Origin of the sequence: Salinimicrobium tongyeongense (assembly GCF_026109735.1) — a bacterium.
Lineage (GTDB): Bacteria > Bacteroidota > Bacteroidia > Flavobacteriales > Flavobacteriaceae > Salinimicrobium > Salinimicrobium tongyeongense.
The window spans coordinates 1,892,798-1,914,219 of record NZ_CP069620.1; the positions used below are offsets into that span (position 1 = coordinate 1,892,798).

Genomic DNA, 21,422 nt, shown 5'->3' on the forward strand with positions numbered 1-21,422 from the left:
AATGACTAAAACTAATCCAACCCATACCAAAGCCTGGGAAAAACTTCAGGCTCACTTTTCTGAAATAAAAGATTTTAACCTAAAGGAAGCTTTTCAAAAAAATCCTAATCGGGCTGATGCCTTTACTCTTAAGTGGGAAGATTTTTATGTAGACTACAGCAAAAATTTAATTACTGAAGAAACTCGTGACCTCCTTACTGCTCTTGCTGAAGAAGCCGGATTAAAGGAGGCTATAAATGCCCTTTTTGAAGGGGAAGAAATCAACAGGACCGAGGGGCGTTCGGTTTTGCATACCGCTTTGAGGAGTAAGGCCGATGCCAGTATTAAAGTTGAAGGTGAGAACGTGATTCCTGAAGTTTTCGAAGTTAAAGAAAATATCAGGGAATTTTCTTATTCTGTGATTACTGGTGCCAAAAAAGGCTTTACAGGTAAGGCTTTCACCGATGTGGTGAACATTGGGATTGGGGGGTCAGATCTCGGTCCGGTGATGGTTACCGAGGCCCTGGAGTACTACAAAAACCACCTGAAGGTACATTTTGTTTCAAACGTAGACGGAGACCACGTGCAGGAGGTGATTAAAGACCTCAATCCAGAGACTACTTTGTTCATTATCGTGTCCAAATCGTTCTCTACCCAGGAGACTTTGGCCAATTCCACTACGATACGAAAATGGTTCACCAAAAAAGCGCCGGCCGATGCTGTGGCTAAACATTTTGTGGCCGTTTCGAGCAATGTGAAGGCAGTAGAGGAATTTGGCATTGAAACCCAGAATATTTTCCCAATGTGGGATTGGGTTGGAGGCCGCTTTTCTCTCTGGAGTGCGGTAGGTCTTTCTATCAGCCTTTCCATAGGCTACGACAACTTTAACGCCCTGCTCGAAGGTGCCCGAAAAATGGATGAGCATTTTAAAGAGACCGACTTTAAAGAAAATATTCCCGTTCAACTGGCACTTTTGACCCTTTGGTACAACAATTTCTTTAAAGCTGAAACCCAGGCCATCATCCCTTATACCCAGTACCTGCACCGTTTTCCTGCCTATTTGCAGCAGGCAATTATGGAAAGTAACGGGAAAGGTGTAGACCGCAACGGCAATGAAGTAAGCTATCAAACCGGAAATATAGTTTGGGGGGAACCCGGAACAAATTCTCAACATGCTTTCTTCCAGCTAATCCACCAGGGAACAAAACTCATTCCTGCAGATTTTATCGGATTTAAAAAATCCCTGCACAACGAGCAGGAGCACCATAACAAGTTGATGGCCAATTTCTTTGCCCAGACAGAAGCCTTGTTGCAGGGAAAATCTTCAGATGAAGTTAGAAAAGAGCTGGAAGCTAAAAATACTTCCGAAGAAAAGATTGAAAAATTATTGCCATTCAAAGTATTTAAAGGGAATAATCCTACAACCACTATTTTGATAGACAAGCTTTCTCCTGAAAGCCTTGGCAAGTTAATCGCTTTGTACGAACATCAGATTTTCGTGCAGGGTATCATCTGGAACATATACAGTTATGATCAATGGGGGGTAGAATTGGGCAAGCAGCTTGCAACAACCATTCTCGACGAAATTGAGAAAAATGACGTGGGAACGCACGATTCTTCTACAGGAAATTTGTTAAAATTTTATCTGCAAGAGTAACAGATAGTTAGCTTTTTATGTTATGTACAAACAACCTCCTGATAAACAGGAGGTTGTTTTGTTATTAGGGCTGTTGAAAACCTTGTGTTTTTTGTGAAAAATTCTTAACCTTAAGTTAAAGGATATTTTTAAAGAAAGTTGTTCTTTTGCAGCAACTTTTTAAACACAAACTAACAAATTACACAATGAGAAAATTTTTAGCGTTAGCGTTATTTTTAACGTCAGCTACAATTTTTGCACAAGGAACAATTACCGGTACGGTAATCGATTCTGACATGGATGCGCCGCTGCCGGGGGCAAATGTACTGGTAGTGGGCACCAACGCAGGTGGCATGACCGATTTTGGCGGTAAATTCAGTATTCAGACCGATCGTTCTTCGGGAGTTGTAGAAATTACTTACGTAGGATTTGAAGCAATTCGCGTGCCATTTACAGTTCAAAATGGACAAACTGTTGATCTTGGTAGGATTTTAATTTCTCCAGATGCAGATGCTTTGGAAGAAGTGATCATAACTTCTTATTCTATTGCGATTGACCGTAAAACGCCGGTGGCTGTTTCCACGATCAAAGCTGAAGCCATTGAGCAAAGACTGGGAAACCAGGAGTTTCCTGAAATTTTAAAATCCACTCCGGGTGTCTACGCAACAAAAGGTGGTGGTGGATTTGGTGATGCTGAAATCAGGCTTAGAGGTTTTGATTCTGAAAACATTGCCGTAATGATCAATGGTATCCCGGTGAACGACATGGAAAATGGTCGTGTTTACTGGAGTAACTGGGCTGGTCTTTCAGATGTTACAAGATTTATGCAGGTTCAGCGCGGGCTTGGTGCTTCAAAAGTTGCTGTGCCTTCTATTGGTGGAACAATTAACATTGTTACCAAAACTACCGATGCAGAAGAAGGGGGTAGCGTTCTTTACTCTTTAGGAAATGACGGGTATAACAAAGTGGCTGCAACAGTTTCTACAGGAAAAATGGAGAACGGCTGGGCTGCAACTGTATCTGGTTCCAGAACTGAGGGAGATGGTTATGTTGATGGAACTCAATTCTCTGGGTTTTCATACTTCGTGAATGTGGCTAAAGAACTTGGTGAAGACCATGAGCTTTCTTTTACCGCCTTTGGGGCGCAACAGGAGCATGGGCAACGTCAAAATGCAGAGCAGTTAATTACATATAGACAAAGTGAGAGTGGTACCCGTTTTAACAGAGACTGGGGTTATCGCGATGGCCAGGTGGTGAGTATTGAAGACAACTTCTTCCATAAACCACAAATATCCCTAAACCATTATTGGGATATTTCAGATGAAACACAACTATCTACAGTTGTTTATGCTTCCTTCGGTTCCGGTGGAGGTGGAGGTTTTGGAGGTGTCAATAAATTTGGCCTTGACTCCAAATACAGAGACGGCTTTCTTCAGCCTGTAAATCTTGATCTTATCGTAGAAGAGAATGTGGCTCTTGGAGCCTTAGGTTCAGAAACTTATTTAAGGGCTTCAAGAAACAACCATGAGTGGTACGGACTTTTATCTACAATTTCTTCCGAAGTAGTAGAAAACCTTGAATTGACCGGAGGTATAGATGTTAGATACTACGAAGGTGAGCACTATACTGAACTCACAGATCTATTAGGAGGCCAATATGTTTTTGATGATTCCAATGTAAACAATCCTTTAAATACTGCACAGGTTGGAGATAAGATTGATTACTATAATGACGGTCTTGTAGGATGGCTAGGTGCTTTTGCACAGGCAGAGTATTCAAAAGATGCACTTTCTGCTTTTATTAATGTTGCCGCTTCAAACACTTCGTACAAAAGAATCGATTATTTTAGATATGAAGTAGGAAATCAGGAAACCGAATGGGTAGACTTCTTTGGATACAGTGCAAAAGGTGGTGCTAACTACAACCTTACTGATACTCATAATGTTTTTGCCAATATTGGCTATTTTGAAAAAGCGCCTTTTATGAACGCTGTTTTCCTTAACAACACCAATGATATCAACGAAGATGCTGAAAATCAGAAAATCTTTAGTGCAGAGTTGGGATACGGTTACAGAAGCCGTAACTTTAGAGTAGACCTTAACGCATACTACACTAAGTGGGATGACAAGACTTTAACCGAGACTTTCCGTCAGGAAGATGGAACTTTTGGTTCTGCAAACATTCTTGGTCTTAATGCGCTTCACCAGGGTATCGAGTTAGAAGTTAACTACCGCCCATTTGAGAACCTTACTCTTAATGGTATGGCCTCTATTGGAGACTGGACCTGGGAAAATGACGTAACAGGAGTTGCTGTTATTGATGAAACCGGAGAATTTTTACGTGAAGTAAACCTTTACATAGGTGGTCTAAAGGTTGGTGGTTCTGCTCAAAACAGTTTTGCTGCCGGTGCCGATTTCGAACCAATGGAAGGTACTCATATTCGTTTAAACTGGAATTACTTTGACAGTCTGTATGCCGACTTTGATCCTGCAAGACGTGATGATCCAACCCTAGGACAGTCTTATGAAGTACCTGCTTACGGTTTGGTGGATTTTGGTTTAACCTACAATTTCGACTTTGGCGGATTTGATGCTACATTAATTGGAAATGTAAACAACGTATTGGATACAGAATATATTTCTGTTGCCAGAGACAGTGGTTTCTTCTATGGTTTTGGAAGAACCTTCAACATCGGAACAAAGCTTAATTTCTAAAAAAAGGAAAAATGAAAAAATTAGTTTATTTATTAATGATGGTCATAGGTGCGACTTTTATAAGTTGTGACCCTATGGATGACATTCATGCAGAGATCGATGAAATCATCGCGACCGATCCTTTGGTGGGTACTCTTGAGTACACACTTACAGAAGAGGATTACACTGCTATGGGCCTTGATAATGAGTATTTTGCGTCAATAGACAGCGCAAATGTTGAAATCCCTGCTTACCTTGATGAAACCTATCCACTATGGGGCAACCAGTCATTGGCTTCTATAACGGCTAATATTGCAAACCCGTTAATTGAGGTTAGTGAAGCCGTAGCATATACTGTTACTGAAGAAGATTATCTGGAGTTGAATTTCAAATACAAAAATTTTGACAGCTCCGATGATATGGTGAGGTTCCTAAATTATAAATTTCCACAGGCAGAAGGTGGTGATGCCGTTGAGCTTACATATAAGTACTACTCTTCGGGAAATACCAGTGATGAAACAAAGCTTTATGTAAAAGCTGATAATACCTGGGTGGCACCTTACACTTTAACCGATGAGGATTATGACGAAATGGGACAGGGCCGTTATAAAAACTTCTCTAACCGTGAAGATGCAGAAGAGATTATTCCTAACTTTTTAAGATTGAAATATCCTTATGCTCTTAAAGGAGACACTGAGACTATTCTTTATAATCTTCATATAGGTAATGGTAATACCATTGAAGTAATTCAGATCTTTAACTATAATGGTCAACAATGGAATACTACCACTGGTGTTGTAGAAATGGTATTGCAGTACGGCCACAATGGTACAGCATGGGAGCCAGACAATACTATTATCTATACCTTGACTCCTGCCGACTATGCACTTACAGGAAATGAACAATATGGTAACTTCAATTATTGGGATCAGGACGATTATGATGCTGCATTTGAAAATATTGTTACCATACTTGAAACCCGGTTCCCTGAAGCTGAAACAGGACAGAAGTTCCTCGTTTACTTTATAGGTTATGCAGGATCACCTGCTACTTATAGCGTTAACGTCATTGTAAATGAAGAAGGGGAATTCGTTCTCAACGAATAACAGCTAAACACTTAAAACCGTCACTTTTAGTGGCGGTTTTTTTTATCCATATTTACAAGAATGAAAAAATATATCTTTTTACCAATAGTCTGTTTTTTATTCCTGTTTGCCTGTAGTACAGATGATAATAACAATACTGTTCCTAATCAGCCGGTAGACCCTGAGGTTCCTGAGGAAGAGAGCATTTATGTAATTCCCGATGCCCTGGTTGGATATTATGGCGGCGTCGATTTTACACTTTCTGCTGAAGAGCTTTATGATGAGCTTGCAGTTCTTACCATAGAGAAACATAAAAATATTCTGGGGTATACAGATCGTCATGATTATCTCTATGATGCCGATGAAGATCCTTCTAATCCTGCTAATGTCATTTTGTTGTATTCAGGAGAAAGCAGAAGTAAAGATGAATACCAGTCTTCGGGTAATCCTAATGATGTTCAAACATTCAATACAGAGCATGTTTATCCAAAATCCCTCCTTGAAGGTGACGCTATTGCCGACCTTCATATTCTGCGCGTAGCCGATATCGCGATAAATGAATCAAGGTTAAACTTTCCTTATGTTGATGGAGATGGTCAGTACAAATTAGTAAACGGTACTGCTTTCTATCCGGGTGATGAATGGCGTGGTGATGTTGCCAGAATGATCATGTACATGAACCTTAGGTATAATGAACCTTTTGACGAAGTTGGAGGACTGGCTCTGTTCCTTGAGTGGAACGCCGAAGATCCTGTTTCTAATTTTGAGATCCAGAGAAACGAAGTTATATACGGTGCACAGGGCAACAGGAATCCATTTATTGATAACCCACATTTAGCAACGAGCCTTTGGGGTGGAGATGATGCTGAAAACCGCTGGGATGGAGAAGTAGATTTTTCTGATGAAGAGGCTCCATCAGTTCCGGAGGGGTTAACTTTAAATGAAAAAGGATTCGAAAATATCAAGATCTCCTGGAATGCTTCAACAGATAATGTTGCGGTAACAAAATATTACATTGAAGTGAATGGAGAGTACTATACAACTGTTACTTCAACAACTGTTAATATTATTGATCTGGCACCCGGAACAACTTACTCCATCACAGTAGCTGCTGGAGATTCTGCTGGAAATTATTCGGCCATGAGTACGGCTTTGGAGGTTACTACAATTGCCGATGCTGAAGCACCTTCAGTGCCACAAGATCTTGCTGTGACGGGAGCTACTTCTTCAAGCATTTCCCTTTCATGGACAGCATCTTCAGATAATGCAGCTGTTCAGGGATATGATATCTACATTGATGGCGAATTCTATAAAAATGTAGAATCTTTAGATTATACCATTGCCGGTCTTGATGCCGATCACACATATTCATTTACCGTTGCAGCTGTAGATATTTACGACAATGCTTCAGCTCAAAGTACAGCAGTTGAAGGTAAAACAGATGCTGATACAGGTGATTCAGAAGGAGCTTCTTCAATAATTATTTCCGAATATATTGAAGGTTCTTTTGGACACAATAAAGCGCTTGAAATTGCTAATTTTTCAGAAGAAACTGTAGATCTCGAGTCTTATTCGCTTATGAAGATCACAAATGCAAGTGAAACCTGGGATAATGAATTCAGCCTTGCCGGGTATACGTTAGAGGCAGGAGAAGTTCTCGTTATTGTGAATAGTGAAGCCGACAGGCAGGCTCTTCTTAATGCTGCCGATATCAAAACAGAGCATCAGGTTGTAAACTTCAACGGGAATGATCCAATCGGACTTTTCCTTGACGGTGTTCTGGTTGATATGCTGGGAGAAAAAGGAGGTGCCGATTTTGCAAAAGATGTAAACCTTAGAAGAAAACCTGGTTCTACCCCCAATACTACCTTTGTGCCCGATGAGTGGGAAACCTTCAGCGATGAGAATACCGAAGGTCTTGGAACTTTTTAAATTGTGAATTCCACCATACAAGCCGCTCCCATAAGGAGCGGTTTTTTTATTTAAAAAACTTATCTTTACCCCTAATAAATCTACTATTATGTACGAAACAGTACTCTTTATCCACTCCTGGTGGGCATACCTGGTCTTACTGGTGCTTATAATTGCAACCGTTAATTTCATAATTGGGATCTCCTCAAAGAAAGAATATGCTGCAACAGATTTTCGATTGGCTTTATTTTCGCTAATTGTGTCGCATATCCAGCTTCTTATTGGGATTGTTCTCTACTTTGTTTCCCCCTATTTTAAAGCCTTTGGCGAACTGGGAATGGGGCAAGTAATGAAAGATTCCACCTTGCGACTTTACCTTGTGGAGCACCCGCTTATTATGGTTATTGCTGTGGCATTGATCACTATTGGATATTCAAAACACAAAAATAAGCGCCTGTCTAACCAAAAGTTTAAAACACTCGGTATATTCTACGGTCTTGCCCTGGTTTTTGTGCTTTCTCGAATTCCATGGTCTGCCTGGTTCTAGTTCAGTTGTTTGGTTAAGATGATGTACACCGGAAAGTGATCACTAAAACCACCCGTAAATCCTGACTGTCCAAAACTTCTAAAAGGATAATTTTTATAAGCCCCTTTAGAGGTAATAAGAAACGGCGGATTGAAAATATAAGCCCTGAAAAATGTGAATTTTTTGGGGCTTTTTTCTATTAAAGATTTTGAAACCAAAATCTGGTCAAACAAATTCCACTGGTCGCGATATGCCGAAGTTCCTCTGCCTTCCGAAGCAATTGCAGCAAAAGGATTGTATAATCCTCCAAATCCTACCTGCTCCTTCTTTGCCCTGGCTCCCAAAATTCTGTTCAGGCTGGCATTGGCAGGATCATCATTAAAATCTCCCATATTTACAATCCCGGTATAAGGATCCTGCTTTTGTAGCGAATCTATGATCCGTTTGTTAAGCCTGGCAGCCTCTGCTCTCTTATAGCTGCTAAGTTTTTCCCCGCCACTGCGAGAAGGCCAGTGGTTTACAATCAAGTGAATATCCTCGCCGTCTATAGAACCGCTCACTACCAGTTGATCCCGGGTAAAATCCCTTTTTGAAGTGTTCCTGGCTTCGTAGATCAAGAGCTCATGGTTCTTCCAGTCCTTCAATTTAAAGGCATTGGCCCGGTATAAGAGGGCGACATCAATACCTCTTTCATCGGGGGAATCGCTGTGTATGATCTGGTAATTATAGGGTGCCAAAAGTGGCATTTTTACGAGGTCTTCCAGCACCTGAAGGTTCTCGATCTCACACAGCCCCACAATTGCTGGGGGTGAGGCTAGCTCCTCCCTTCCCATGCTGCTTATCACCCGCGCCAGGTTCTCCAGCTTCTTTTGGTATAGCCCGGCGGTCCATCTGTACTTGCCCGAAGGCGTGAAATCTTCATCATAAGTATTTGGGGAGTCATAAATATCAAATAGGTTCTCAACATTATAAAAACCTATACTATAGGCTTTATAATCCTTTTTTTCCTGTGCTTCTGCCAGTTGAAAAGCAAGAACAAAGATGCTGAGGATCAGTAAATTAAAGGCTTTTTGAAACACCGGATTTTCTTTTGTTAAAAATGATGGGAATCAGATTAAAGATAGAATAAAAAATGTATTATTGTGCCATAAATGCCTCCCCTCTAGTGTTTTATGGAAATATTTTCTTTTGGGAGGATCCTGTTTTCTTTCCTGTTTTTGTCTGCAGCTGCGTTTGGGCAGCAGGTTAGCGGTCTTGTTATAGATGAGGTTTCGGGAGAGCCTCTCAGTAGCGTTACAGTAACCATATCTAATGCTGTCGTTGAGAAATCTACAGACGTTGACGGAACTTTTGTTTTTTCTGAAGGGCTTCCGCAGGGTGAACAAATTCTTACACTCTCCAAAAATGGCTTTTTCAGCAAACATTTTCCGCTTAAAATTACTTCTGAAGATATCAAGCTCGGCCAGATCCCTTTAGTGCCCAACCTGCCCGAAATGCAGCGGCAAACCGAAATTATATCCCTGGGCGATCACGAGCTGGACGAAGAGCAAAGTGTCTCAAATATTTCGGGGCTCCTGCAGGCTTCCAAAGATGTTTTTCTGAATGCGGCTGCTTTCGATTTTAGTCCCACCTTTTTTCGGCCGCGTGGTTACGACAGTGAATATGGGAAAGTACTCATCAACGGCATAGAAATGAATAAAATCTTCTCCGGAAGGCCTTTGTGGAGCAATTGGGGCGGATTAAACGATGTGCAACGCCACCAGGAATTCTCTGCCGGTACAAGCCCTTCGGCAGTATCATTTGGAGGCCCGGCCGGTACCACGAACATCATTATGCGTGCTTCTCAATATACCCATGGCGGTAAATTTTCTTATGCGGTGGCCAACAGGTCCTACTCCGGGAGGGCTATGGGCAGCTATCACAGTGGCTTGCTCGCATCAGGCTGGGCATATTCTTTTTCAGTGGCAAGGCGTTTTGCTGAAGAAAGTTTTGTGGAAGGGACTATCTATGACGCCAATTCAATTTTTGCTTCCGTAGAAAAGAAATTTAGTGAGGCTCACAGCCTGAATTTCACCGGGTTCTACACCCCGAACAAACGCGGCCGAAATTCGCCAAACACCCGGGAAGTTTTTGATCTGAAGGGGAACACTTACAATTCTTACTGGGGTTGGCAGGAGGGGGAGATCAGGAATTCACGGGTGCAGCTTGTCGAGGAGCCCGTGTTTATGCTCAACCACGCCTGGAATGTGAACAAAGCTCTTGAAATTAATACCGCTGTGGCATACCAGTTTGGGAAGATGGGGAACAGCAGGATTGAATATGGCGGTAGCCGGTTATATCGCGAGGGCGCCGAAGATATCTTTCTGGGCGGGGGCAGCAACCCCGATCCTGCCTATTATCAAAAGCTGCCTTCTTATTTTCTGAGGTTTTCAGATGCTCCCCATTTCCGGGAGGCTTACCTGGCAGAGCAGGAATTCCGGAGCTTTGGGCAAATCAATTGGGACGAGTTCTACCTGGCAAATGAGTCGGCTACTGCGGCGGGAGGCAATGCAATCTATGCTCTTTATGAAGACAGGACCGATGACCGGCAATTTTCCGCAGCCTCCAATTTCAGGTTCGAGCTCAACGCTCAATTCGCTTTAACGGGTGGTGTGGATTTCAGGCAATTAGAGAGTGAAAATTTTGCATTGGTACTCGATCTTTTCGGGGCCACTTCTTTTCTTGATGTAGATGCCTTTTCAACAGGATCAAAGGCGCAGAATGACCTGCAAAACCCCAACAAATTAGTTTCCGAAAATGACATTTTTAAATACCATTACAGCTTTAATGCCACAAAAGGCGGCGGATTCCTTCAGGCAGAATTCAAGCTTTCAAAAACAGAGACTTACCTGGCTGTCGAAACTTCTGCTACAACTTACCGGCGCACCGGGCATTTTCAGAATGGCAATTTCCCCGAGAATTCCCTGGGAGAAAGCCAAGAGATCAACTTCGGGAATTACGGTGCGAAGGCCGGGCTCACCTATAAATTGAATGGCAGGAATTATCTGAGCACCAATCTTTCCTGGTTCACCAAACCACCGGCCTTGCGAAACAGCTTCTCCAATGCACGGCAAAACAATGACCTTGTTCTAGGCCTCACGAGTGAAAAAATAATGACTGCCGATGCCGGTTACCAGGTCCGTACCCCATGGCTTACCGGAAGAATCACCGGATTTTATGGCCTTTTTGAAGATGCTGCCGAAGTCTCATTTTATTATGCCGACGGGCTTGCAGGTTCAGGAAGGGACGTTACCAATGCCTTTGTTCAGGAAATCATGACAGGTATAGATAAGCGGCATGTAGGGGTTGAGTTTGGACTGGAAATTCCGCTTACGCCTACGCTTAAAATACGTTCTGCAGGTTCGATTGGTGAATACATCTACCACAGTAACCCCAACATCTACCTCACTTCAGATGATTTTACTGAAGCCAGGCACATGGGGCAGACTATCCTGGAGGGATACAGTCTTCCGGGTGGTCCGCAGCGAGCAGTACAGGGCGGATTTGAATATCGGGATCCTGCGTATTGGTGGATCTCGGCTTCGGCCAACTTCTTTTCGCAGTCCTTTATCGATGTGGCCCCTCTCACGAGGACCCGTAATTTTCAAACCGATCTTGATGGCCTGCCGCTGCTGAATTTTGACGAAAATATTGCAAAAGAACTGCTGCGGCAGGAAGAATTTGACAGCTACATGCTGGTCAATGTGGCCGGAGGTAAATCCTGGAAAATTAAGAACAGGTTTTTGGGCGTTTTTGCCAGCCTCAACAACATCCTCGACACCACCTACACAACCGGAGGTTATGAACAATCCCGCAATGTGAATTACACCCTGCTAAAGGCCGATATGGAGAGGGACAAGCCCCTTTTTGGCCCTAAATACTGGTTTGGCCCCGGCACTACTTATTACGCTCACGTTTACTTAAGATTTTAAAAAATGAAGAGAATTTTGCCATTTTTGAGCCTGTTGGTCTTATTTTCCTGTGCTCCTGAAGATGATTTTACAACACCCGGGGTGACGCTTAGCCCTGTAGCAACCAATATAGATTTACAGGCCGTGGTGGGAATGTTTATGCAGGATCAGGAAAGGCTCTTGACTTTTGACAGAGACCTGGTGCTTGAGGCCTATGTGGTTTCCAGCGATGAAGCCGGAAATTTTTATAAGGAACTGGTGGTGCAGGACAAACCAGAGCAGCCAGTGGCCGGTATAAATATCAGGCTGAACATGGCTTCCTATTACCAGTTTTATAACTTCGGAAGAAAAGTATACATCCACCTTAACGGCCTTAGCCTTGGCCAGGTGAATGGCGTAACCACTCTTGGTGTGGCCGAAGGAAACCAGATCATAAATATCCCCGAATCGCAGGTTGCTTTTCACATAAGCAGAAGTGCAGAGGTGGCCGCAATCACTCCCAGGCTCATAAAAGCTTCGGAATTTAGTGATGCGCTAGAAAACCTGTACGTTAAAATTGAAGATGTGCAGTTCAATAAATTACTGGTACAAGCGCAAAACCCTGCAACTTATGCGGCAGAAGAAAATGATGAGTTTGACGGTGAGAGGCTGGTGGAAAGCTGCACGGGAGATTTCCCCTTTATAATTAGCACCAGTACCTATGCCGATTTTGCTGCTTTAAAGCTGCCCGCCGGTTCGGGTAACGTGCAGGGAATTTTGACCAGGGATTTCTATGATGAAATCTATACCCTTTATATGAACCTTCCCGAAGACATCAGCTTCAGCAATAGTTCGCGCTGTGACCCTGCAACTTCCAGCTGCGGCCTGGCTACTTCCAGGGGAGGTAAGATCCTTTTTGAAGATGATTTCAGCTTGCAAAAGAATAATAAACCTGTTGATGGAAAAGGCTGGAAAAATATCGTTCAGGAAGGCTCTAGGCAATGGGAAGCCTTTACTGCCACGGGCGCAAACGCTTCCCTGGGCCGGTCGGCCAGGATGCGACCGGCAGGTTCGGGTGATTCCCGAAGCCTTAGCTGGCTTATCACCCCAAAGATCAATTTCGATGCAAATTCCGCAGAAGTACTCAGCTTTAAAACTTCTACCAGCCTGGCAAACGGCAGTTTTATGGAAGTGCTAATTTCTACGGATTGGGATGGTTCCGAAGAAAACCTTTTGAAAGCAGAATGGCAGATCCTGTCGGCGGCAAAAATAGCAGCAAAAAATGACTTTTTTGGCGATTGGATCTCTTCGGGGCTGGTAGATCTTTCATGCATTGCGGGGAAAGGCTATATAGCCTTCAGGTATACCGGCAGTGACCATTCCTATTACAATGGTGTTTATGAACTTGATGATGTTATGATTACTGCGGAATAATTCAACTGCAGAAAACATATCTTTGTGTCAAAATTAAAACGGGTGCAACAAGAAATTAATCTGCAGGTTTCTCCTGAAACTGCCGCAAGTACCGATGCCTTAAAACATCATCTCTCCCGGGAAAAGGGGATTCCTTTTTCTGAAATAAGGCACATCGAAGTTGTGAAAAGGAGCATTGATGCCAGGCAAAAGAAGATAAAGGTGAATTTACGGGTTCAGCTCTACCTGCAGGAGGATTTTGAAGCAGAGAATATCAATAAACCGGAATATAAGGATGTTTCGGCCGCCCAACCCGTGATCATCGTGGGAGCCGGCCCCGCCGGTTTATTTGCTGCGCTGCGATGTATAGAGCTGGGTAAGAAACCCATTGTCATTGAACGCGGAAAAGATGTGCGTGCCCGCCGCCGTGACCTCAAAAAGCTGAATATAGAACACCTTGTAAACGAAGACTCCAATTACTGTTTTGGAGAGGGAGGTGCCGGCACTTATTCTGACGGAAAACTCTACACCCGAAGTAAAAAACGAGGTGATGTTAACAGGATCCTGGAACTTTTTGTTGCTTTTGGAGCTACCCGCGAAATTATGGTGGAGGCGCATCCGCATATTGGCACCAACAAATTACCTGCAATTATCCAGAATATTACCAGAACGATAATTGAGCATGGGGGGGAAGTGCTGTTCAATGCCAGGCTGGTAGATCTTGAGGTGAAAAATAACGAAATCGAGGGCGTGCAATTGCTCGACGGAAGAAAAATAGCCGCTAAAAAAGTCATTTTAGCCACCGGGCATTCAGCCAGGGATATTTTCACGCTGCTATACAACAAAAAGATCTATATAGAAGCAAAACCTTTTGCGCTGGGCGTGAGGGTGGAGCATCCACAAAGCCTTATTGACCAGATACAGTACCACACCCCGCACCGGGGAGAATTTTTGCCACCATCATCCTACAGCATTGTAAAACAGGTGGAAGGCCGGGGAGTTTATTCCTTTTGTATGTGCCCGGGCGGGATCATTGCCCCCTGTGCCACCTCTCCCGGTGAGATCGTGACCAATGGCTGGTCTCCCAGCAGGAGAGACCAGGCCACTGCAAACTCGGGAATCGTGGTAGAGATAAGACCTTCAGATTTTGCCATTTTTGGAACCTCACCCCTGGCAGCCCTTAAATTTCAGCAGGAAGTAGAGAAAAAAGCCTGGCTCGCCGGCGGACAAACCCAAACCGCCCCTGCACAAAGGCTGGTAGATTTCAGTAATGGAAAAACTTCGGGCAAGCTTCCGCAAACCTCCTATAAACCCGGAATTACTTCAGTAAACCTGGGGGAAGTGCTTCCGCAATTTGTTCATAAAAGCCTTCAGAAGGGATTTGTGGAATTTGGGAAAAGCATGAAGGGCTATTTTACCAATGAAGCCGTTGTGCATGCTACCGAATCCCGAACTTCCTCTCCCGTGCGTATTCCGCGGGATCCTGCGACTCTTGAGCACGTGCAAATAAAAGGCCTTTACCCTTGTGGCGAAGGTGCAGGCTATGCCGGCGGAATAGTTTCGGCAGCCGTAGATGGAGAAAAATGTGCTGAAAAAGCGGTGTTGGCAATAAACAATAAACAATAAACAATATTCAATGGTTAACCTCCGCTTTCAGGTTCTATTTTCGAGGTTTTCCCTTTCGTTTGTTCCTTCCGAAGTGCTGTGATACAGTTTTTCCAGGGGCACGCTGGTCAATCCGTGGACTACGGTTGAAGCTGCGACCACCAGGCTGGGAATGATCCAGGCATCTTCAAAATGGGCTTTTTCTTTCGCCAATACTGCGTAATAGAGTGCGGCAACTCCAATGGGCCCAAACCAGCCCATGATCAAGACGCTGTAAATTTTCTTCCTGAACTGGGGCATAAAAGGCATTAGGATGAGCAGTGCCGGCAAACGCCTTAAAAAGAGAATAAGAACGACGATCAAGACTGCTGTCCAGCCCAGGTTGTACCAGTCCTGCCACGGCAGCATGAGCCCCAGAATGAAAAACACGGGCACGGTGGTTATCCTCTCCATGGTTTCCTGTATCCTCTCTTCTTTAAGGTCTTCAGCGGCCGTAATATCTTTTGCAAAAGCAAAGCCGCCGGCAAAAACTGCAATAATAGGGTTCATGTGAAGGAGTTCAAAACCGGTTAAAAGCAACAGGGCCACGGCTGTTGAAAATGACAAAAGTGTCTTGCGGTTCAGGTAGCCGGCCTTGTGGGTCTTTTTAAGGAGGTAACCGCAGGCGTAGCCCACGCCATAGGCCAAAATTGCACAAAGAATGCTCTCGTACAATAGAATTTTTACGAACCATTGCCCCAGGTCGCCACTGCCTTCGGCGTTTAGCAGGTAAAGGGCCAGAAAGACAATGGGAAAGGCCAGCCCGTCATTTACACCGGCTTCAAAAGAGAGTGTATTTCTAAGTTTTGCAGGCAGGAATTTTTCAGCTTTCCTTCCGGTAACCAGCGTAGAAGCTACCACAGGATCGGTAGGGGCAATAATGGCGCCCAGCAGGAGGCATTGAAAAATGCCGGTATTTGGCATCAGCAGATAAAAGATTCCGCTGGCAAATATCCACATGAGCAGCATCCCAAAGATCAGCAGGATAGAGAGCGTGGTGGCATTTTTTCTGAAAACATGCTTCGGAAGCCGCAAAGCTGTTGCCATCAAAGCCATGGCAATAGTGAATTGGCAGGCGATTTCAAGGATGTGGAATTCAGTTTGAGCATTGGAGGTTTTTATCACATTGAGAAGATCGGGCCCCAGCAGCACGCCCAGGAACAGGGCAAGAAGAGGCTCGGTTACCGAAATATCCTGTATTTTTTTAAAAAATGCACCTGCCAGGATGATCAGTAAGCTGATAAAAAATATGAGCGTCATCGAATCCATAGGTTTCCTGATTTAGTGCTTGTTTTTAAAGGTAAACAGTTCCTGCTGCTATTTTCTTAAGAATTTTTTAAAATCTGAAGATAACAGGCTCCCTTTATTGCTGAGTTTCCTGCTGAACCCTTAAAGTTCCCTTAATGGCATGGCACAGTTAGTTGCTTTCAATTATCTTGTATATCAGGCCTTTGATTTTTGGCTTTGTTCCCCCACCAAAACCCGAACTGTTACACGATGAGACAACTTATTCTTAAAATTTCCAAGGGGCATAAAGATGAAGTTCTTGAAATAGTTGAAGAATTTGAAGGGAAAAACTCCATTTTTCTGCCCAATGAAGAAAATGACGTATTTATCATTTACCTGCCTAACAGGAAAGTGAACAACTTCCTGAAACGTATAGACGAATTTGAGGAGCCCGAAATAAGTCTCATTCCCCGGGGTGTCATCACCCTTTACCCTCCCGCATCTGAATCTCCCGACCAGGTGGCCGATGTGCAACCCAAAAGTTCGCTGGAAATTTACCTGGGTGGTATACAAAGTGTAGGCTCTGTAAAAGGGCTAATTGGCTACTCTTTTGCCGCCGGGCTGCTCGTTTGGATTGGCCTTTACACCACCACCGTCTACCTGCTGGTGGCGGCCATGCTGGTGGCACCATTTGCCGGGCCGGCCATGAACGCTGCCCTGGCCACAGCTGCCGGGAAGAAACCCCTGCTTAAAAGCAGCCTGCAACGCTACGGGATTGCCATTGGCACAGGCGTAATTGCCAGTTTGTTGATGACCCTTATCTTCCCGCTAAACACCTTGACACCGCTTATGGTAGAAATTAGCCATGTGTCAAAAGTGGCAATTTTTCTTCCGCTTATCTCTGGGTTTGCGGGGGCAATCAACATCATCCAGTCAGAAAGGGACAGCCTGGTGTCGGGCGCGGCAGTGGGAATCCTGGTAGCAGCTTCCCTGGCGCCGCCGGTTGGGCTAATTGGTGCGGGCATCTATTTGTTAGATTGGGAAGTGGTTTCGAGCAGCGTGTTCAGGATTATTTTACAGCTGCTGGGCATACATCTTTCGGCTACCCTGGTGTTTTATTTCTTCGGAAAAATCACCCCCAGCGGAGTGCGGTTCTTAAAAGGAAATAAAATGCTTACCTACATCACATCGGGCATTGTAGCCCTGGCTATTGGGGGAATGATGTTCTGGCAATACAGCCAGCCACCATTTCTTCGGAAGGCCAGCATGAATACCGAACTCACCGAAGAGCTCGACAAAAAACTCAACAAGCTCGACTTCATTGAAGTGATCAATAAAGATGTGAGCTTCACCAACACCAAGATCAATGGAAATCCTACAGTGAGTTATACCATTAGCGTTCTTCCCAGGGATACCACTATTTCTGAAGCAGTGCTCAAAAAAAGGATCATTGAGTATCTCAAGGAGAACCTGCAATACCAGGATGACAATATTTATGAAGTCTACCAGGTCAATGTAGCTGAAGATTAGAAAATATTCTAACACCAAGAAGTATGGACGACACTACATTTCTATGGAACGGCATCCAGCCACTGGTAAGGATCGTGCTGGTAGGGGTTACAGCCTATCTGGCAATTGTTCTTATTCTGAAAATCTCCGGCAAGAGGACCCTGGCCAGTATGAGTGCTTTCGATTTTGTGATAGCGGTAACCATTGGGGCGGTCTTTGGCCGCACACTTACTGCCAAAGATCTTTCAATCTCTGAAGCTGTAACTGCCTTTGCCCTGCTGGCGCTGCTACAGTTCATTTTTGCATATTTAGAGAACAAATCAGGTACTTTTAAGCGCATTTTTAATTCTACCCCTACGCTTTTGTATTACAACGGGGAATTTATTCAGAAGAATTTGCACAAGGAAAGGCTCGATAAAAGTAAAATTATTGGGGCAGCCCGCAAAAAAGGCTTTGGCAGTATGGATGATGTTTCCGCAGTAATTCTTGAGATTGACGCCAGCCTGTCGGTCATCGGGAAATCAAAGGAAGGGGAAAATTCCACTTTTCAGGAGCTGGTGGAGCAAGCCGATCTTTAAAAGTGCAAAAAGGCGTCTTTGATGTGCTCCAACCTGGTGCCGGATTTGTTTTTTATAATAGCGACTATGTCGAATCTCACTTCTACATCGAGATGGTGTTCGTTTACAAAGTAATCTATGGCTTTGACCAGTTGATTGATCTGTTTTTTCTTCACAAAATCCTGCGGATCCCCAAAATTTGGCGTACTGCGGGTCTTTACTTCCACAACCGCCAGAATATTGCCTTTTCGGGCAATGATATCAACTTCGGCTTTTTGGTAAATGAAGTTTCTGGCCACAATTTTATAGCCCGAAGCTAGAAGATGGGTTACGGCGAGTTCTTCGCCTCTTTTTCCCAGTTCATTGTGTTGTGCCATATCCTTAAATACTACTTCTAAAGGAGTGTCAAAAATGCCATTTTTGAAACTCCTTTAGAGGGTGAATTCGTTACTAAGACCTGCTGTCATTTTGAAAGACCATGGCCCTTACCTTAAGGTCAAGGTTGATGATGTCCTGGGGGTTGGCTTCTATGATGTGGTCTCCATAAAAACCTTTGGGAGGTGCTTCTACGGGGGTTAAAAATACTCTCACGTTAGAATCTTCCATTTTTCCGCCTTTCCAGTCTACTGCACCGCTGTAATCCCAGCCAAATCCGTAGAAATCTATGGGGCCCTTGTTAACCTCCACCAGGTCTTCATAGCGGGTGCCAACTTTAATTCCGTTGCGGGTTTGCCAGCGGCCGTTTTTTTCCACATAAATCTGGTGCGGCCGGTTTTGGGTCCTGTCTTCCCAGATGATAAGCAGCTCATCTTTAGTTTCGGGGTATAAAATGCTGTAGGCACGCTCTACGGTACCTTCGTCAAAAAGATCAACCCCTTCAGAAATTTGTGCTTCAGGATAAATGGCTTCCAGCCTGTTTTGGCTTATTACTTCAGCTAAATTTTCAAGCTGAAACTTTTCCGCAGAATTAGCCTGGAGTTTTCGGCTTTTACACCCTGCAATTGAAATTATAAGTGCCAGTATAAGAAGTTTCTTCATTTCTACTTTTTTACTAAAATGCAGAAGATTTGTCGCACCGGCACTGCCTTTTACTAAAATTTAACGTGTAATCCCCTGCACTTGCTTAACTTTACAGCCTTTAATTTTGAGAATGGAACTACCAAAAAGATATACAATTACGGCTGCCCTGCCGTACACCAACGGCCCTATACATATTGGACATTTAGCAGGCGTTTATGTGCCTGCCGATATCTACGCCCGCTTTATGCGCATGCAGGGGCGCGAGGTGGCTTTTGTGTGCGGGAGCGATGAACACGGGGTGCCCATTACCATAAAGGCCAAAAAGGAAGGTGTTACTCCACAGGATGTGGTAGATAAATACCACAAGATCATTAAAAGGAGCTTTGAAGACTTCGGAATTTCTTTCGATAATTACTCGAGAACTTCAGCTATAGTACATCATAAAACAGCTTCAGAATTTTTTAAAAAGCTGTACGACGCCGGAAAGTTTACTGAAGAAACCACACAGCAACTTTACGATCCTGAAGCCGAGCAATTCCTTGCTGACAGGTTTGTGGTGGGTACCTGCCCAAAATGTGGTTTTGAAGAGAGCTATGGCGACCAGTGTGAAAAATGCGGGACCAGCCATAATGCCACCGATCTTATTAATCCAAAGTCGGCCATTACCGGCTCTACTCCCGTGTTAAAGGAAACCCGGCACTGGTTTTTGCCGTTAGATCAATACGAAAGCTGGCTTAAGGAGTGGATCCTGGAAGGGCATAAGAAAGACTGGAAACCCAATGTTTACGGGCAGGTAAAATCCTGGATAGACGACGGGCTAAGGCCACGTGCGGTAACCCGCGATCTTGACTGGGGAATCCCCGTGCCCGTGGAAGGCGGCGAGGGCAAGGTGCTGTATGTGTGGTTTGATGCGCCTATCGGCTACATTTCGTCTACCAAAGAATGGGCAGAGAAAACCGGAAGGGACTGGGAGCCGTTCTGGAGAGATGAAGATACCAAGCTGGTGCACTTTATCGGGAAAGACAATATTGTTTTCCATTGCGTAATTTTCCCGGCAATGCTCAAGGCCGAAGGCAGCTATATACTTCCTGAAAATGTGCCTGCAAACGAATTTTTGAACCTGGAGGGCAACAAGCTTTCCACGTCAAAGAACTGGGCCGTGTGGCTGCATGAATATCTCGAAGAATTTCCGGGTCAGCAGGACGTGTTGAGGTATGCTTTAACAGCAAACGCACCGGAGACCAAAGACAACGATTTTACCTGGAAAGATTTTCAGGCAAGAAATAACAACGAGCTGGTTGCCATTTTTGGGAACTTTATTAACCGGGTGGTAGTGCTTACCAACAAATATTACGACGGAATAGTGCCAAAACCCGGAGCATTCTCTGAAGTTGATGAACAAACATTAGCCGAATTAAAGGCTTATCCAGCCGTGATTGCCAGTTCTATTGAGCGCTACAGGTTTAGGGAAGCCCAGGGCGAGCTCATGAACGTAGCCCGCCTCGGAAACAAATACCTGGCCGATGAAGAGCCATGGAAGCTTATCAAGACCGATGAGGAGAGGGTAAAAACCATCATGTATGTAGCCTTGCAAATAGCTTCGGCTTTGGCAAGCCTTAGCGAACCTTTTCTTCCATTCAGCTCACAAAAGCTGAAAAGCATGTTAGATTATGGCCGCTCAACTTCGGAGGCTGTAATTAACACCAGCGGAGTGGTATTTGGAGAAGGGCAGGAGGAAAGTGAGTGGGACAATATCAGCTCGGGGAAGGAACTTCTGGAACCCGGTCATGCTATTGGAAAAGCCGAACTCCTTTTTTCAAAAATAGAAGACGAACAAATTCAGAAGCAATTGGAAAAACTTGAAGCCACAAAAGCCGCAAATATAGCCGATAACAAAAAAGCCGAACCCCAGAAGGAAACTGCCACTTTTGAAGATTTTTCAAAAATGGACCTGCGGGTGGGAACCATAGTGGAGGCTGAAAAAATGCCAAAAGCAAACAAGCTTTTAGTGTTGAAAGTAGATACCGGCCTTGATGTGCGCACCATAGTTTCGGGTATTGCCGAAAGTTTTAAACCTGAAGATATTGTAGGGAAGAAAGTCACCGTACTGGTTAACCTTGCACCGCGTAAACTGCGTGGCGTGGAGAGTGAAGGTATGATCTTAATGACCCAGAACAAAGAAGGGAAACTCGTCTTCGTCAATCCCGATGAAGACGGAGTGAAAGAGGGTACTGTGATTTCTTAATGGACGACAACAAACCTAACAGGTTTTAAAACCTGTTAGGTTTTAAAT

15 protein-coding genes are annotated in these 21,422 nt (G+C 44.1%); 11 read left to right on the top strand and 4 right to left on the bottom strand.

Annotated features, from left to right (window positions below):
* Position 1: 1 nt before the first annotated feature.
* The 5 genes from pgi to JRG66_RS08430 all read left to right on the top strand — a co-directional run bounded on the left by pgi (position 2) and on the right by JRG66_RS08430 (position 7,851).
* Positions 2-1,636 (top strand): glucose-6-phosphate isomerase, encoded by a 1,635-nt coding sequence (pgi, locus tag JRG66_RS08410; protein ID WP_265162320.1) that lies wholly within the window; start codon positions 2-4, stop codon positions 1,634-1,636.
* Between the two features lie 185 nt (positions 1,637-1,821).
* Complete coding sequence (locus JRG66_RS08415; protein ID WP_265162321.1) at positions 1,822-4,329, top strand: TonB-dependent receptor; 2,508 nt, start codon at positions 1,822-1,824, stop codon at positions 4,327-4,329.
* Positions 4,330-4,340: 11 nt separating this feature from the next.
* Positions 4,341-5,414 (top strand): hypothetical protein, encoded by a 1,074-nt coding sequence (locus JRG66_RS08420; RefSeq protein WP_265162322.1) that lies wholly within the window; start codon positions 4,341-4,343, stop codon positions 5,412-5,414.
* 60 nt (positions 5,415-5,474) lie between these two features.
* Positions 5,475-7,325 (top strand): endonuclease, encoded by a 1,851-nt coding sequence (locus JRG66_RS08425; protein WP_265162323.1) that lies wholly within the window; start codon positions 5,475-5,477, stop codon positions 7,323-7,325.
* 88 nt (positions 7,326-7,413) lie between these two features.
* Entirely contained in the window at positions 7,414-7,851 is a 438-nt protein-coding gene (locus tag JRG66_RS08430; RefSeq protein WP_265162324.1) for a hypothetical protein, read from the top strand.
* Here the strand turns inward: JRG66_RS08430 and JRG66_RS08435 are convergent.
* Positions 7,848-8,909, bottom strand: a complete 1,062-nt coding sequence (locus JRG66_RS08435) for an endonuclease/exonuclease/phosphatase family protein (protein WP_265162325.1) — start codon at positions 8,907-8,909, stop codon at positions 7,848-7,850. The genes JRG66_RS08430 and JRG66_RS08435 overlap by 4 nt on opposite strands.
* A 93-nt stretch (positions 8,910-9,002) precedes the next feature.
* On the opposite strand from JRG66_RS08435, the gene JRG66_RS08440 reads away from it, so the two are divergent.
* From JRG66_RS08440 to JRG66_RS08450, 3 genes are read left to right on the top strand one after another with little or no spacing between them, the layout of a single operon-like run.
* Complete coding sequence (locus JRG66_RS08440) at positions 9,003-11,801, top strand: carboxypeptidase-like regulatory domain-containing protein (RefSeq protein WP_265162326.1); 2,799 nt, start codon at positions 9,003-9,005, stop codon at positions 11,799-11,801.
* Between the two features lie 3 nt (positions 11,802-11,804).
* Positions 11,805-13,193: a DUF5689 domain-containing protein gene (locus tag JRG66_RS08445; RefSeq protein ID WP_265162327.1), complete on the top strand. Its 1,389-nt coding sequence runs from the start codon at positions 11,805-11,807 to the stop codon at positions 13,191-13,193.
* Between the two features lie 42 nt (positions 13,194-13,235).
* On the top strand, positions 13,236-14,798 hold the full coding sequence (locus JRG66_RS08450) for an NAD(P)/FAD-dependent oxidoreductase (RefSeq protein ID WP_265165425.1): 1,563 nt from the start codon (positions 13,236-13,238) through the stop codon (positions 14,796-14,798).
* A gap of 27 nt (positions 14,799-14,825) precedes the next feature.
* Here the strand turns inward: JRG66_RS08450 and JRG66_RS08455 are convergent, their stop codons facing one another.
* Entirely contained in the window at positions 14,826-16,076 is a 1,251-nt protein-coding gene (locus tag JRG66_RS08455; RefSeq protein ID WP_265162328.1) for a cation:proton antiporter domain-containing protein, read from the bottom strand.
* Between the two features lie 237 nt (positions 16,077-16,313).
* Here JRG66_RS08455 and JRG66_RS08460 point away from each other — a divergent pair, with 237 nt between their 5' ends.
* Entirely contained in the window at positions 16,314-17,573 is a 1,260-nt protein-coding gene (locus tag JRG66_RS08460) for a DUF389 domain-containing protein (protein ID WP_265162329.1), read from the top strand.
* A 23-nt stretch (positions 17,574-17,596) separates the two neighbouring features.
* On the top strand, positions 17,597-18,130 hold the full coding sequence (locus tag JRG66_RS08465; RefSeq protein ID WP_265162330.1) for a DUF421 domain-containing protein: 534 nt from the start codon (positions 17,597-17,599) through the stop codon (positions 18,128-18,130).
* On the opposite strand, the gene JRG66_RS08470 is transcribed toward JRG66_RS08465, so the two are convergent.
* Together JRG66_RS08470 and JRG66_RS08475 are read right to left on the bottom strand one after the other, a co-directional pair.
* Positions 18,127-18,486 (bottom strand): YraN family protein, encoded by a 360-nt coding sequence (locus tag JRG66_RS08470; RefSeq protein WP_265162331.1) that lies wholly within the window; start codon positions 18,484-18,486, stop codon positions 18,127-18,129. The genes JRG66_RS08465 and JRG66_RS08470 overlap by 4 nt on opposite strands.
* Positions 18,487-18,559: 73 nt before the next feature.
* Positions 18,560-19,147, bottom strand: a complete 588-nt coding sequence (locus tag JRG66_RS08475; RefSeq protein WP_265162332.1) for a hypothetical protein — start codon at positions 19,145-19,147, stop codon at positions 18,560-18,562.
* A 112-nt stretch (positions 19,148-19,259) separates the two neighbouring features.
* Here JRG66_RS08475 and metG point away from each other — a divergent pair, with 112 nt between their 5' ends.
* On the top strand, positions 19,260-21,374 hold the full coding sequence (gene metG, locus JRG66_RS08480) for a methionine--tRNA ligase (RefSeq protein WP_265162333.1): 2,115 nt from the start codon (positions 19,260-19,262) through the stop codon (positions 21,372-21,374).
* Positions 21,375-21,422 lie beyond the last annotated feature (48 nt).